Raw genomic sequence first — 13818 nt, 5'->3', positions numbered from 1 at the left:
AAAAACTATTGGAGTCTAAAATGAATCGCCATAAATCTTCTGAAATCTCTCGCATTGCTATTTTTTTTGCTATTATGTTAGTTATTCACTTTATTAGTAGCCTCGTTTTTAATCTTTGGCCAGTACCTATTAAACCAACTTTGATACATATTCCAGTTATCATCGCATCCATTATGTATGGACCAAGAACTGGAGCTATCCTAGGAGCCCTTATGGGGTTGATTAGTGTTATGACAAACACGATTGTACTTCTTCCGACAAGTTACCTCTTTTCGCCATTTGTTGAAAATGGAAACCTTTTATCTTTAGTCATTGCAATGGTTCCTCGTATCTTAATCGGTATCACTCCTTCTTATTGTTATAAATGGCTTAATAACAAGTTTGGTTTAGCCCTTTCTGGAATTGTGGGTTCCTTAACCAATACTATCTTTGTACTATCTGGAATCTTCTTCTTCTTTGCCACTGTATTTGGAGGCAATATCAAAGCCCTTCTGGCAGCTGTTATTTCAACAAATGCTATTGCAGAAATGATTATTTCGGCTATTGTTACTCTAGCTATTGTACCTCGTTTATCTAAATTAAAAAAATAAGCCTGTTAACAATTACAACTTCTTTTAAAAGAAGTTGTTTTTTTGAACCAAATTTATTATCTGAAAACTTGAAAAAGCAACTGTAAACTATGCAAAAAATTAGTGATTTTTTCTTTTCAACATGTTATAATGAAAGCGGTTAAAAATATACAAGGAGACTACTATGACTTATACAGAAAATTATCAAAAATGGCTTGATGTTCCAGATCTTCCTGACTATTTAAAAGAAGAATTATTAAGTATGGATGCAAAAACCAAGGAAGATGCTTTTTATACCAATTTAGAGTTTGGAACAGCTGGAATGCGTGGTTATATCGGAGCTGGAACAAATCGCATTAACATTTTTGTGGTACGTCAAGCAACTGAGGGTTTGGCAAAATTAGTAGAAAGTAAAGGTCAAGAAGCCAAGGATGCTGGTGTGGCCATTGCTTATGATTCTCGTCATTTTTCACCAGAATTTGCCTTTGAATCAGCCCAAGTACTAGCAGCTCATGGTATTAAATCATATGTTTTTGAAAGTTTACGTCCGACCCCTGAACTTTCCTTTGCCGTACGCCATTTAGGTGCCTTTGCAGGTATCATGGTTACAGCAAGTCATAATCCTGCACCCTTCAATGGTTATAAGGTCTATGGTTCCGATGGAAGCCAAATGCCACCGGCTGATGCTGATACCTTGACAGACTATATTCGTGCTATCGATAATCCTTTTGTTATCAAATTAGATGACCTAGAAGAAGCTAAAGCCTCTGGCCTAATCCAAGTAATCGGAGAGGATGTAGATGCAGCTTATCTCGAAGAAGTTAAAGATGTTAATATTAATCCTCAATTAATAAGAGAATATGGTAAAGATATGAAAATCGTCTTTACCCCACTTCATGGAACGGGGGAAATGTTAGCTCGCCGTGCTCTAGCTCAAGCCGGATTTGAATCAGTTCAGGTTGTTGAGTCACAAGCTAAAGCAGATCCAAACTTTTCAACGGTAGCCTCTCCTAATCCTGAAAGTCAAGCTGCTTTTGCGCTAGCCGAAGAGTTAGGAAGACAAGTAAATGCGGATGTTCTTGTAGCCACTGACCCAGATGCTGATCGCTTAGGGGTAGAAATTCGTCAAGCTGATGGTAGCTATCGAAACCTTTCTGGAAATCAAATCGGGGCTCTTATTGCTAAATACATTTTAGAAGCTCATAAAGTAGCTGGAAGCTTACCAGAAAACGCAGCTCTAGCAAAATCAATTGTTTCTACAGAATTGGTAACTAAAATTGCTGAGAGCTATGGATCAACCATGTTTAATGTTCTTACCGGCTTTAAATTCATTGCTGAAAAAATCCAAGAATTTGAAGAAGAACACAACTACACTTACATGTTTGGCTTTGAAGAAAGTTTTGGTTATTTAATTAAACCTTTTGTACGAGATAAAGATGCTATCCAAGCTGTTTTATTAGTAGCTGAAATCGCTGCTTACTACCGTTCTAAGGGATTAACTTTGGCCGATGGTATTGATGAGATTTACAAAGAATATGGTTATTTTGCTGAAAAGACCATTTCACTTACCCTATCTGGTATTGACGGAGCTAGCCAAATCCAAGAGATTATGACAAAATTCCGCGAAACCCCTCCAACTCATATTGGGGAAACTCTCATTGTGAAGTTAGAAGATTTCCAAAAACAAACAGCAACTACTGCTGTTGGCATCGAACCATTAATGACATCACCAAGCAATGTTCTAAAATACACACTAGAAGATGATTCTTGGTTTGCAGTGCGTCCATCAGGAACTGAACCAAAAATCAAGTTCTATATGGCTACAATCGGTGAGACACTTGAAAGTGCAGAAGAAAAACTAGCTGCCATTGAAGAAAAAATTAATTCTTTTATTAGCTAAGAATACAATAAAGCCCTCTTTGACTCAATAACTCAAAGAGGGCTTTACTTATCAAAGAGATAATAAAAAAGAGCCTAGGCTCTTTTTTATTATTTGGATTTGATATAATTGACACCATCTGCTTTTGGAGCTACAGCTTGTCCAAAGAAAGCTGCCAGAATCAAAATGGTTACAAAATAAGGTGCGATCTGGAGATAAACCGTTGGGATTTTCTCAAGTAATGGTAGTTGAGCACCAATAACCGCTAAACTCTGAGATAAACCAAAGAATAAACTAGATAACATAGCACCAACTGGGTTCCATTTACCAAAAATCATTGCTGCAAGAGCGATGAAACCAGGACCTAAAATAGTGGTTACAGCAAAGTTAACCGAAATAGATTGAGCATAAACAGCTCCACCAATTCCTCCTAAGAAACCAGATATCATTACACCAAAGTATTTCATCAAATAAACATTGATACCAAGTGTATCTGCAGCTTGAGGATGCTCACCAACAGAACGAAGTCTCAAACCGAATCTTGTTTTATAGAGAATAAACCAAGCCAAGAATGAAAAGGCAATGGCTAAATAACCAACTAGAGTTGTATTTTTAAAGAAAATTGGTCCAATAACAGGAATTTCAGACAAAATAGGGAAATCAAATTTACCAAACGATTGTTGAATGTTGTCTGTTTGTCCCTTACCATACATGACTTTTACTAAGAAAACTGCAAAAGAAGGTGCTAGTAAGTTTAAAACTGTACCACTAACAATATGGTCAGCTCTAAAATTAATAGTTGCTAAGGCATGGATTAAGGAGAAAATAAGTCCTACAATACCGCCAACAAGAACAGCAAGCCATGGTGTTGCTTTACCAAAGGTTTCAGCGAACTCTAAGTTGAAAACAATCCCAGAGAATGCCCCCATAACCATGATTCCTTCAAGTCCAACGTTGACCACACCCGATCTTTCTGAGAAAGTTCCACCGATACTTGTGAAAATAAGAGGTGTAGCATAAATTAACATAGATGAAACCAATAAGGCAAAAATCGTTACTAAACTCATCTTATTTACCTCCTTTCACTAGCTTTTTTGGTCGAATGATATAACGTTCAATCAGATAATGGGCACCAACGAAGAAGATAATTGAGGCAGTTACCACTTTTACTAATTCTGGCGGGATACCTGCAATATTCATCCCTGGAGCACCAATATTTAAAACACCAAATAAGAATGATGAGAAAAAAATACCGATTGGAGAGTTAGCCGCTAATAGACTAACTGCCATACCATCAAAACCAACTGCTAGTGAACTACCTTGTACAAAAACATTTTCAAAAGTACCTAGTCCTTCTACAACTCCACCTAGTCCAGCTAAAGCACCAGAGATAATCATTGAAAGGATGATAGTTCGTTTAGAAGACATCCCTGCGTATTCAGAAGCATGTGGGTTGAGACCAACTGAACGAATCTCAAAACCTAAAGTGGTTTTGTTAAGCAAGAACCAGATTAGGGCAATGGCAATAATGGCAAAGAAAATACCAATATTAATACGAGAGTTATTAGTTAAAGCTGATAGCCAATGAGTTTGATAACTAGCATTATCACTAACTTGAATAGTTGAATCAATACTTTGTTTGACACTCTCAGGATAGCCACGTTGAACAATAGCATTTCCGACATACAGAATGATGTAGTTCATCATAATCGTAACGATAACTTCACTTGTACCAAGATAAGCACGAAGTATCCCTGGAATAGCTCCAGCAATACCACCAGCAATCATTCCGATAAGAGCTGTCATAAGAATCAATAATGGACGAGGCATATCTGGATTTAAGAGTGCAAACCAACCTGCTGAAATCCATCCAGCTAAAGCCTGTCCAGACAAACCGACGTTGAAGAAGCCTGCTCGGCTCGCAACTGTAAAACCAAGTGCGATTAAAATTAGTGGCCCCATAGCCCTAAAGATTTCACCAATATTTTTAACACTACCAAAGGCAATTTGGAATAGTCCCTCGTAGCCCCATATTGGATCATAACCAAAGATAAACATGATAATAGCGCCAAGTAAGAATCCTAACCAGACAGAAATCATTGGCACAGCAATTTTTTGTGCTTTTTTAGACATGACTTTCCTCCTTATTAATTGAACCACCTGCCATTAAAATACCCAATTCTTGTTTATTGGTGTTTTCTGACAATACGATACCTTGAATTTTACCGTCATGAATAACAGCAATTCGATCAGATAAATTCAAAATTTCATCAAGTTCGAAACTAACAACGAGGACAGCTTTACCTTTATCACGTTCTTCAATCAAACGCTTATGGATATATTCAATAGCTCCTACGTCAAGACCACGTGTTGGTTGGCTAACAATAAGTAAATCTGGATCGCGGTCCACTTCACGAGCGATAATGGCTTTTTGTTGGTTACCACCAGAAAATCCTCTAGCCGGTACTAGTTCATTGGCTCCGCGAACATCAAATTCTTTCATTAATTGGCGAGCATAATCATTAATTTTATTATAATTTAAGATTCCGTTTTTACTTAGAGGTTGTTTATAATAGGTTTGTAAGGCCGTATTTTCAGCTAAAGACAAATCTAAAACCAGTCCATCTCTATGTCGATCTTCTGGAACATGCCCCACTGATAACTCAGTGATTTTGCGTGAAGACAAATGAGTGACTTCATTATTTTTGATCATGATACTTCCAAATTTGGCTTTACGTAAACCTGTAATAGCTTGAATTAACTCAGATTGACCATTTCCATCAATTCCGGCAATCCCTACAATTTCACCAGCTCGGACATCTAGAGATAAACCCTTAACTGCTGGAATCCCTCTGTTTTCATCTACTTCAAGATTTTTGATGGATAAAACCACATCTTTTGGTTCAGCAGCTTTTTTGCTAATTGTAAAGGAAACAGAGCGTCCAACCATCATCTCAGCTAAATCTTGTGAAGTTGCTCCTGCCACATCAACGGTTTCAATACTCTTACCACGACGAATAACTGTTACTCGGTCAGCGACAGCACGGATCTCATCCAGTTTATGGGTAATTAAAATAATTGATTTTCCTTCTTTCACGAGATTCTTCATGATTGTCATCAATTCTTTAATTTCTGCAGGTGTTAAAACGGCAGTTGGCTCATCAAAGATAAGAATATCTGCACCACGATACAAGGTTTTCAAAATCTCAACACGTTGTTGTGCACCAACAGAAATATCAGCAATTTTAGCTGATGGATTAACTGCTAGGCCATATTTTTCAGATAGTTCTTTAATTTCTTTGCTAGCCTGTTTTAAGTCTAAACGACCGTTTTTGACAACTTCATTTCCTAAAATGATATTCTCTGCAACAGTGAAAGCTTCTACTAACATAAAATGCTGATGGACCATTCCAATACCTAATTTGGCCGATTTGGATGGGGAATCAATTAATACAGTCTCACCATTAATAACAATATCTCCGCTAGTAGGTTCTAATAGACCAGCTAGCATATTCATTAGTGTTGATTTACCTGCACCATTTTCACCGAGTAAGGCATGAATTTCACCTTTTCGGACATTCAGATTAATATGGTCATTTGCAACAAAATCACCAAATTTCTTTGTGATCTCTCTCATTTCAATGACATGCTGTGTCATGGGATAATTTCCTTTCAATTCAACCTTTTATTTCAGTCTAAAAAGGGCGACCGACAAAGGTCGCGCTTCTAAAGTAATTATTTTTCAGGAACTTTGATGTCGCCAGCTTTGATGTCGTCTTTTGCTTTTTTAACAGCTTTAATGACATCATCTGAAAGATTTGTTGTTGCGATATCAACACCACCATCTTTCAAGCCGTAAACAGTTGTTTTACCACCAGGGAATTTCTTATCTGCTACTTGTTTGTTAATCAATTCAACAGATTTACCAACTTGTTTGATTGATGAAGCTAACACGAAGTTTGAAGATTTACCATCTTTAGAAATATATTTACCTTCATCTTTTTGATCACGGTCAACACCGATAACCCAAACTTTATCTGCTTCATCACGTTTTTCATTAACAGCTTTAGCTTCATTGAAGACACCTGCACCAGTACCACCTGCTGCTTGGTAAATAACGTCTGCACCAGCAGCATATTGAGCAGCTGCAATTGTTTTACCTTTTGCAGCATCACCAAATGATCCAGCATAGTCAACTTTTATTTTAATAGAATCGTCAACTGATTTAATACCAGCCTCGAAACCTTTTTCGAAACGAGTGATAACTGTACCTTCCATACCACCTACAAAACCAACTGTTTTAGTTTTAGTTGTTTTGGCAGCTGCGATACCTGCTAAGTATGCTGCTTCATGGTCAGCAAAGGTTACACTTGCAACGTTATCTTTACCTTCAATCACATCATCGATGATAACAAAGTTAACGCCACTATTGTCGCCAGCAGCTTTTTCAATGGCATCTTTTAAGGCAAATCCAATACCATAAATTAATTGATAGCCACCTGAAACTGCTGTATCTAGGTTAGTTGCATACTCAGATTCACTAGTTGATTGGAAATAATCGAAACCGGCACCTTTTTTAAGGCCGTTTTCTTTACCCCAAGCTTGTAAACCTTCCCAAGCTGATTGGTTAAATGATTTATCATCAACACCACCAGTATCGGTAACCATTGCTACTTTTAAGTCAGCATCACCTTTACCAGCTCCTTTTGAAGCACCACGATTACCACAAGCAGCTAAACTTAGTAAAGCAACAGAAGCTAAACCAAGACCAATAAATTTCTTGTTCATGAATATGAACCCTCCTAAAAAATATTTCTAGCAAATGAATTGCTGAAAGTAATATAAAGCTTTATAGCTCAATAACAAAATTTAGTCAGATTACGTTAAATCTGTAAATGAATAAGGAAGTAAATCACCGACAGTCATTGTAACAGTGTGACCATCTTTGGCAATTAAAGTAACTGGAGAACTTGGTTCAAAGAACTCGGCCATAACCTGCCTACAAGCTCCACATGGCGAAACGGGTTCCTGAGTCTCACCATATATAGCAATCTCAGTCAATTCACGATGACCTTCGGATATGGCCTTAAAAATGGCTGTTCGTTCGCCACAATTGGTTAAACCAAAGCTAGCATTTTCAACATTGCAGCCTGTATAGACTGAGCCGTCAGCTGTTTTTAAAGCCGCTCCAATTGGAAAATGAGAATAAGGAACATAAGCATTTTTGCTGGCTTCAATTGCTAATGAAACTAAATCAGTACCCACCATTTGCAATTTCACCCTTCATAATGGTTACGCCTGCAGAGGTCCCAATACGTGTAGCTCCTGCTTCGATGAATGCTAAAGCATCTTTAAGTGAACGAGCACCACCTGCTGCTTTAACACCAATATCTGGACCAACAGTTTCTCTCATTAATTTAACATCTGAGATTGTAGCACCACCTGTTGAAAAACCAGTAGAGGTTTTCACAAAATCAACACCAGCTTTAACTGCCAATTGACAAGCTTTTACTTTTTCGTCGTCAGTCAATAAACAAGCTTCAATAATCACTTTGACAAGTTTATCACCACTTGCTTCTACAACTGCACGCATATCATCTTCAACAGCTTGGTAATCTCCTTGCTTTAAAAGACCAATATTAATAACCATATCGATTTCATCAGCGCCTTTAGCAATAGCATCTTTTGTTTCGAAAGCTTTAGTTTCAGAAGTGTTTGCCCCTAGCGGGAAACCAACAACTGTACAAACTTTGACATCAGAATCTTTTAGGGCTTCAGCCGCATAAGCCACCCAACCAGGATTGACACAAACACTAGCAAACTGATACGTTTTTGCTTCTTCAATTAATTGATCAAATTGTGGTTTGATACTATCAGCTTTTAAAAGAGTGTGATCGATATATTTATTGATATCCATTCTGATAATTCCTCCTTAGGAAATGATTTTTATAATCTCTTTTGGCTCAACTTGTTCTGTTCCTATTTTAACATTTTTTTCAAATTCTGTAAGCCCTTTTTTATCCAAAATATCTTGTGAAAAGACGACTGCTATGCGGTCTCCTTTGCTTACTTTATCTCCAACTTTTTTGTCAAAAACAATACCGCTTTCATAGTCTAGTGGATCTGTTTTCACAGCACGTCCGGCTCCCAATCTCATGGCAAATAAACCAAATTCTAAAGCAGGGAGCTCAGAAATATAACCATCTTGATCAGCAAAAATTTCAGTTTGAACAGGTGAGCTTGATGCTCTATAAAGATCATCAATGTCTCCACCTTGATAAAGAACCATCTCTTCAAATTTTTTCAGTGCAGTTCCATCAGTTAAGTGTTGCTTAATCTCATCAAGTGATTTTTGCACTCCGGCAAGTTCTAGCATGATTTGTGCAAGTTCACAAACAAAATGAGTAATATCCTCTCTGCCTTTACCTTGCATGATTTCAATAGCTTCTAAGACTTCTAAGCGATTTCCAATAGCTCGTCCCAAAGGTTGACTCATATTAGTAATAACAGCTACTGTTTGACGTCCTACTTCTTTACCTAAATCTACCATTAAACGAGAAAGCTTTTCAGCATCTTCAATGGTTTTCATAAAAGCGCCATCTCCAACAGTAACGTCCAAAAGGATACTATCTGCTCCAGCAGCAATTTTTTTACTCATAACAGAACTGGCAATCAATGGAATAATATCAACCGTTGCTGTTACGTCTCTTAGAGCGTACAATAATTTATCTGCTTTTACTAACTGATCTGACTGTCCAATAACAGAGATGCCAATATCTTGAACTTGTTTGATAAAGTCTTCTTGACTACGGTCAATTTGAAACCCTTTAATAGCTTCCAACTTATCCAATGTTCCACCAGTGTGACCTAGACCACGTCCACTCATTTTAGCAACAGGAACACCAAAACTTGCTACTAAAGGTGCTAAAATCAGGGTTACTTTATCTCCAACTCCTCCTGTAGAATGCTTATCTGTTTTTATACCCGATATAACAGATAAATCAATTTGATCTCCAGATTCAACCATGCTCATTGTTAAATCACGAGTTTCTCGAGTGGTCATCCCTTTAAAATAAACAGCCATCGCAAAAGCTGCCATTTGATAATCAGGAATAGTTCCTTGAGCATAGCCTTCAATCAACCAATTGATTTCCTCAGTAGTTAGCTCTTTACCATCACGTTTTTTTTGAATTAAATCAACCATTCTCATATTTGACACTCCTTAGGATATAATAGCCTTTTTCTTTTTTGATGATTTCAACATTTCCAAAAATCATTGCCATTTTCTCCTTAGCACTTGGTCCTCCTTGTTTTTTCTGAATAACAATGGTTAAGTCCCCCTCATTTTCAAGAAAGTCAACGCTTTTTTCAATGATTTCGTGTACTACTTTTTTACCAGCGCGAATTGGTGGATTACTGATAATGTGTTGAAAATTACCATCTACATTTTCATAAATATTTGAAGGAAAAATAGTAACCTCAACATCATTTTTTTCGGCATTTTTTTTAGCTAAATCTAAAGCACGATTATTAATATCAACAAGAGTTGCTTTCACGTTTTGAACTTTTGTTAAAGCAATCCCTAAAGGACCATAACCACAACCCAAATCTAGAACTGACTCATTAGGAAGAAAGTCCAAAGTGCTTAATAAGACTTGGCTTCCAAAATCAATCATTTTTTTTGAGAAAACACCAGAATCTGTCAAGAATGTAAAGGGCTGATTTAAGAGCTTTACGTTCAATTCATGAATATCATGAAGACTGTTTGGATTCTCGTCATAATACATATTTGTCATGGTTTTTCCTATCTTTTTAAGATGCTTTTTTATTCTATCACACTTTGAAACGGTTTACAAGACGCTTGTTTTTTAAAGTTTTTCAGTCATTTATCGGTAAAAGCGAACATTACAGAATGACTTTTTAATTTACAGAAAAATTACGTTTCATCGTTCGATTTTTATGACGTTTTCTCGCTAAAAATAAGGAATTTCAGTCAAAAATTTTTCATTTTTCTCCATGAAAATGATATAATGTAAGCACTGCCAGAATATTAGGAGTTTATATGTCAAACGAATTTATCAACTTTGAAAAAATGCCAAGAGAAGCTTGGAAAAAGTTGCATCAAAATAACAAACCTTTACTTACTCCAGAAGAACTTGAAAACATTACAAGTTTAAATGATGACATCACCTTAGTTGATGTTATGGAAATCTATTTGCCACTAATTAATTTAATACAGATTTATAAAATTTCACAAGAAAACCTCTCCTTTTCAAAAAGTCTCTTTTTAAAGAAAGATATACAAAAACACCCCTTTATTATCGGTATTTCTGGTTCTGTTGCTGTTGGAAAATCAACGACAAGTCGACTTCTACAACTCCTTTTAGATCGAACTTATAAAAATAGTTCAGTTGAGTTGGTAACGACAGATGGTTTTTTATACCCAAATAAGACTTTAATTGAAAGAGGCATCTTAAATCGTAAGGGATTTCCTGAATCTTATAATATGGAATTACTTTTAGATTTCTTAGACACCATCAAAAGCGGTCAAGCTGCCTCTGTCCCAGTTTATTCGCATGAGATTTACGATATTGTACCAGATCAAGTACAAACTTTTGAGAGTCCCGATTTTCTAATCGTTGAAGGGATTAACGTTTTTCAAAACCAACAAAACAATCGTCTTTATATGAGTGATTATTTTGACTTTTCATTATATATTGATGCCGATAGTCAGCATATTGAAAACTGGTATTTAGAACGCTTTTTGAGTATTCGTGAATTGGCAAAACATGATCCAAGTAATTATTATACTAAGTACAAGGAGTTATCTCAAGAAGAAGCTATTGCCTTTGCTAAAAATGTTTGGAAGACTATTAATTTAGAAAATTTAGAACGCTTTATTGAACCTACAAGAAATCGCGCTGAAGTTATTTTACATAAAGCACAAGACCATAAAATTGATGAAATTTTTCTTAAAAAGTGATAAAGGGTTGCCAAATACTTATATTTTCTATATAATAGTGTAGTTAGATTAATTTGGAGGTGAAAACATTGGCAAATATTAAATCAGCTATCAAGCACGCTGAACTTAACGTTAAAGCAAACGAAAAAAATTCAGCACAAAAATCAGCTATGCGTACTGCAATCAAAGCATTTGAAGCTAACCCAACTGAAGAGCTTTACCGCGCTGCTTCTTCAAGCATCGATAGAGCTGAGTCTAAAGGTTTGATTCACGCTAACAAAGCTAGCCGCGATAAAGCACGTCTTGCTGCTAAACTTGGCTAATAAATATCCAATGAAAACTCCAATCGGAGTTTTTTCTTTTTCATATTTTAAAAGCTTGAACAGACTATCATCTGCTCAAGCTTTTTACTTATAATTTAACTTCAAAAATACTTCCTTTGGGATTATTATCTTTTACTGTTATGGTTCCTTTCAAGGCAGACACAATTTGCTGGGCTAAAGCTAAGCCTAATCCAAAGCCTCCTTTATGACGAGTTCTGGCCTTATCAATTCGGTAAAAGCGGTCAAATATTTTCTTTTTCTCTTCGTCTTTGATCCCTGGACCATTGTCACTGACCCAAATCAATAAATTTTTGTCACTTGTCTTCACTTTAACTGTTACACTTCCGTTTTCTTCTGTGTATTTTATAGCATTATCAAATAAAATCGTCATTAATTGTTTAAGCAAAGCTTTATCCATTTTTAGGGGACGGTTAACCTCATTAATCGCAACAAACTGCTTACCGCAATCTTGAGCAACTAACTGATAATTTTCAAAAACAGCATCGAAAAAAGAGGGTTCAATTGCAACCAAGTGAGGATTGATTCCATCATCACGTCTTGCTAAATTCAATAAATTATTGGTTAAGATGCGCATATTTCGCACTTCATCTAGACTAGAAGCAATGTGTTCACTATTTTCCAAAATGGTCTCATTTGGCTTTCTAAAAAGGGATTCCAAGCGATTTTGTAAAACCGCTAATGGCGTCCTTAATTCATGACTAGCATTTTCAACAAACATTTTTTGTTTTTCATAGCTTTCTAAAATCGGCTTACGACTCCATTTAGCTAAGTAAATACTAGCTAAAATAGAGATCAACCAAAAAATAGTCATGATAATAATAATGATTTGCTCATAACGATCATTTGCAGACTCAAGTTGTTGAACATTGACAACCGCCATCATGTAAGTAACAAGAGGGTAATTTTTACTGTGAACTCTAACCGTAATGGTATGGTATTTTTCTTCTTGTCCATAAAAATTAACTAAACGTGTAGGAACAATGGTGTCTAGTTGACTACGGTCCAGATGAAAATTTTGGTAATTGGAAAAAGCATCCAGAGAATTTAGAATAGTCCCGTCAGCACTAAAAAGGATGATGTCCATGTTTGCAGCCGATGAGCTACCTAACTTTGACCCTTCTAAGTCTGGTAAGGCCTTTAGCACATTATTTTCTGCGTCAAAGTAAAAGGAAGATATCCTTGCCATGGTCCGATTAGCATAAGCATCTGCGTTACGACTTATAGCAATTAAACTACTGTCAACAGAAGAGTAGACACCAAAGCGCATGATTTGCAAAATGATGATGGTCATGACCACAAAAATTCCTGTAAAGACAGCAAAAAAATGAAAAAAATGCGTGTAGCTATCGGATAGCAATTCCTTTTTTATCTTATTCATTGGTTTTTAAAATATACCCCACACTTCTTAAGGTTTGAAGATTTGCTCCAAAATCAGTTCCTTTCAGTTTTTTTCTAATTTTAGAAACGTAGACCTCAACAACTGAAATAGTGGTATCACTATCAAATCCCCAAATTCGATCAAAAATTTGAGATTTAGGTAAAATGACATTTTGATTTTGCAAAAGATAGACCAATAAATCGAATTCTTTGCCTAATAATTCCATGCTTTTACCATCAACTTGCACTTCTTTTCGTGTTAAATCAACTGTGACATTTCCAAACACTAGATTATTATCTGTTAGTTTTCCAGAGCGCTTTAACAAGGCCTGAATACGCATCTTCAACTCTTCTAAATAGAAGGGTTTTGTCAAATAATCATCTGCTCCCAGCTCGAAGCCATGTCCTTTGTCATCTAAACTCTCTTTAGCTGTCATAATCAAGACAGGGAGCTTAATATTTTTTTCTCGTAATTCTTTTAACACCTGAAAACCATTTTTTTCAGGTAACATTAAATCTAACAGAATCAAGTCATAGATGCCACTTTCTGCTTCATATAAGCCTTCTTCCCCATCAAAGACTTGAGTTACATCTGCAAAATCATCCAAAAAGTCAAACACAGAGTTTGATAAGCTAAGATCATCTTCGACTAATAGAATTTTTATCATATATATTCCTCACCTTATA

The 13818-nt window shown here is 36.1% G+C and carries 14 protein-coding genes; 4 read left to right on the top strand and 10 right to left on the bottom strand.

The window, feature by feature from the left end; genetic code table 11:
• Positions 1–20: 20 nt before the first annotated feature.
• Positions 21–590 carry an ECF transporter S component gene (locus STRIC_RS05920; RefSeq protein WP_008089112.1) on the top strand — a complete coding sequence of 190 codons (570 nt, stop codon included), beginning with the start codon at positions 21–23 and terminating at the stop codon, positions 588–590.
• Positions 591–753: 163 nt separating this feature from the next.
• Positions 754–2469, top strand: coding sequence for a phospho-sugar mutase (locus STRIC_RS05915; protein ID WP_008089176.1), 1716 nt, complete (start codon positions 754–756; stop codon positions 2467–2469).
• An 89-nt stretch (positions 2470–2558) separates the two neighbouring features.
• On the opposite strand, the gene STRIC_RS05910 is transcribed toward STRIC_RS05915, so the two are convergent.
• The 8 genes from STRIC_RS05910 to STRIC_RS05875 form a co-directional block, all read right to left on the bottom strand.
• On the bottom strand, positions 2559–3515 hold the full coding sequence (locus STRIC_RS05910) for an ABC transporter permease (protein ID WP_008089256.1): 957 nt from the start codon (positions 3513–3515) through the stop codon (positions 2559–2561).
• 1 nt (position 3516) lies between these two features.
• Complete coding sequence (locus STRIC_RS05905; RefSeq protein ID WP_008088932.1) at positions 3517–4581, bottom strand: ABC transporter permease; 1065 nt, start codon at positions 4579–4581, stop codon at positions 3517–3519.
• On the bottom strand, positions 4574–6106 hold the full coding sequence (locus STRIC_RS05900) for an ABC transporter ATP-binding protein (RefSeq protein WP_008088904.1): 1533 nt from the start codon (positions 6104–6106) through the stop codon (positions 4574–4576). Before STRIC_RS05900 ends, STRIC_RS05905 begins: the two co-directional genes overlap by 8 nt.
• A 77-nt stretch (positions 6107–6183) precedes the next feature.
• Positions 6184–7236, bottom strand: coding sequence for a BMP family lipoprotein (locus STRIC_RS05895; protein ID WP_008089307.1), 1053 nt, complete (start codon positions 7234–7236; stop codon positions 6184–6186).
• A 90-nt stretch (positions 7237–7326) separates the two neighbouring features.
• Positions 7327–7716, bottom strand: coding sequence for a cytidine deaminase (locus STRIC_RS05890; RefSeq protein WP_008089043.1), 390 nt, complete (start codon positions 7714–7716; stop codon positions 7327–7329).
• On the bottom strand, positions 7703–8365 hold the full coding sequence (gene deoC, locus STRIC_RS05885) for a deoxyribose-phosphate aldolase (RefSeq protein WP_008088947.1): 663 nt from the start codon (positions 8363–8365) through the stop codon (positions 7703–7705). The genes STRIC_RS05890 and deoC overlap by 14 nt, the downstream gene beginning before the upstream one ends.
• Positions 8366–8380: 15 nt before the next feature.
• On the bottom strand, positions 8381–9658 hold the full coding sequence (locus STRIC_RS05880) for a pyrimidine-nucleoside phosphorylase (RefSeq protein WP_008088968.1): 1278 nt from the start codon (positions 9656–9658) through the stop codon (positions 8381–8383).
• Positions 9645–10244, bottom strand: coding sequence for a class I SAM-dependent methyltransferase (locus STRIC_RS05875; protein WP_008089558.1), 600 nt, complete (start codon positions 10242–10244; stop codon positions 9645–9647). The genes STRIC_RS05880 and STRIC_RS05875 overlap by 14 nt, the downstream gene beginning before the upstream one ends.
• A gap of 266 nt (positions 10245–10510) precedes the next feature.
• Here STRIC_RS05875 and coaA point away from each other — a divergent pair, with 266 nt between their 5' ends.
• Both coaA and rpsT read left to right on the top strand, forming a co-directional pair.
• Positions 10511–11431, top strand: coding sequence for a type I pantothenate kinase (gene coaA, locus STRIC_RS05870; protein ID WP_008089431.1), 921 nt, complete (start codon positions 10511–10513; stop codon positions 11429–11431).
• 53 nt (positions 11432–11484) lie between these two features.
• A complete protein-coding gene (rpsT, locus tag STRIC_RS05865; protein WP_083835423.1) occupies positions 11485–11733 on the top strand; it encodes a 30S ribosomal protein S20 in 249 nt (82 codons plus the stop codon).
• A gap of 88 nt (positions 11734–11821) precedes the next feature.
• Here rpsT and STRIC_RS05860 read toward each other — a convergent pair whose 3' ends face one another.
• On the bottom strand, positions 11822–13132 hold the full coding sequence (locus STRIC_RS05860; RefSeq protein WP_040832080.1) for a sensor histidine kinase: 1311 nt from the start codon (positions 13130–13132) through the stop codon (positions 11822–11824).
• Positions 13125–13799, bottom strand: a complete 675-nt coding sequence (locus STRIC_RS05855; protein ID WP_008088791.1) for a response regulator transcription factor — start codon at positions 13797–13799, stop codon at positions 13125–13127. Before STRIC_RS05855 ends, STRIC_RS05860 begins: the two co-directional genes overlap by 8 nt.
• Positions 13800–13818 lie beyond the last annotated feature (19 nt).

It is taken from the genome of Streptococcus ictaluri 707-05, from assembly GCF_000188015.2.
GTDB lineage: Bacteria > Bacillota > Bacilli > Lactobacillales > Streptococcaceae > Streptococcus > Streptococcus ictaluri.
This window is presented reverse-complemented; position numbering and strand designations above follow the sequence as displayed.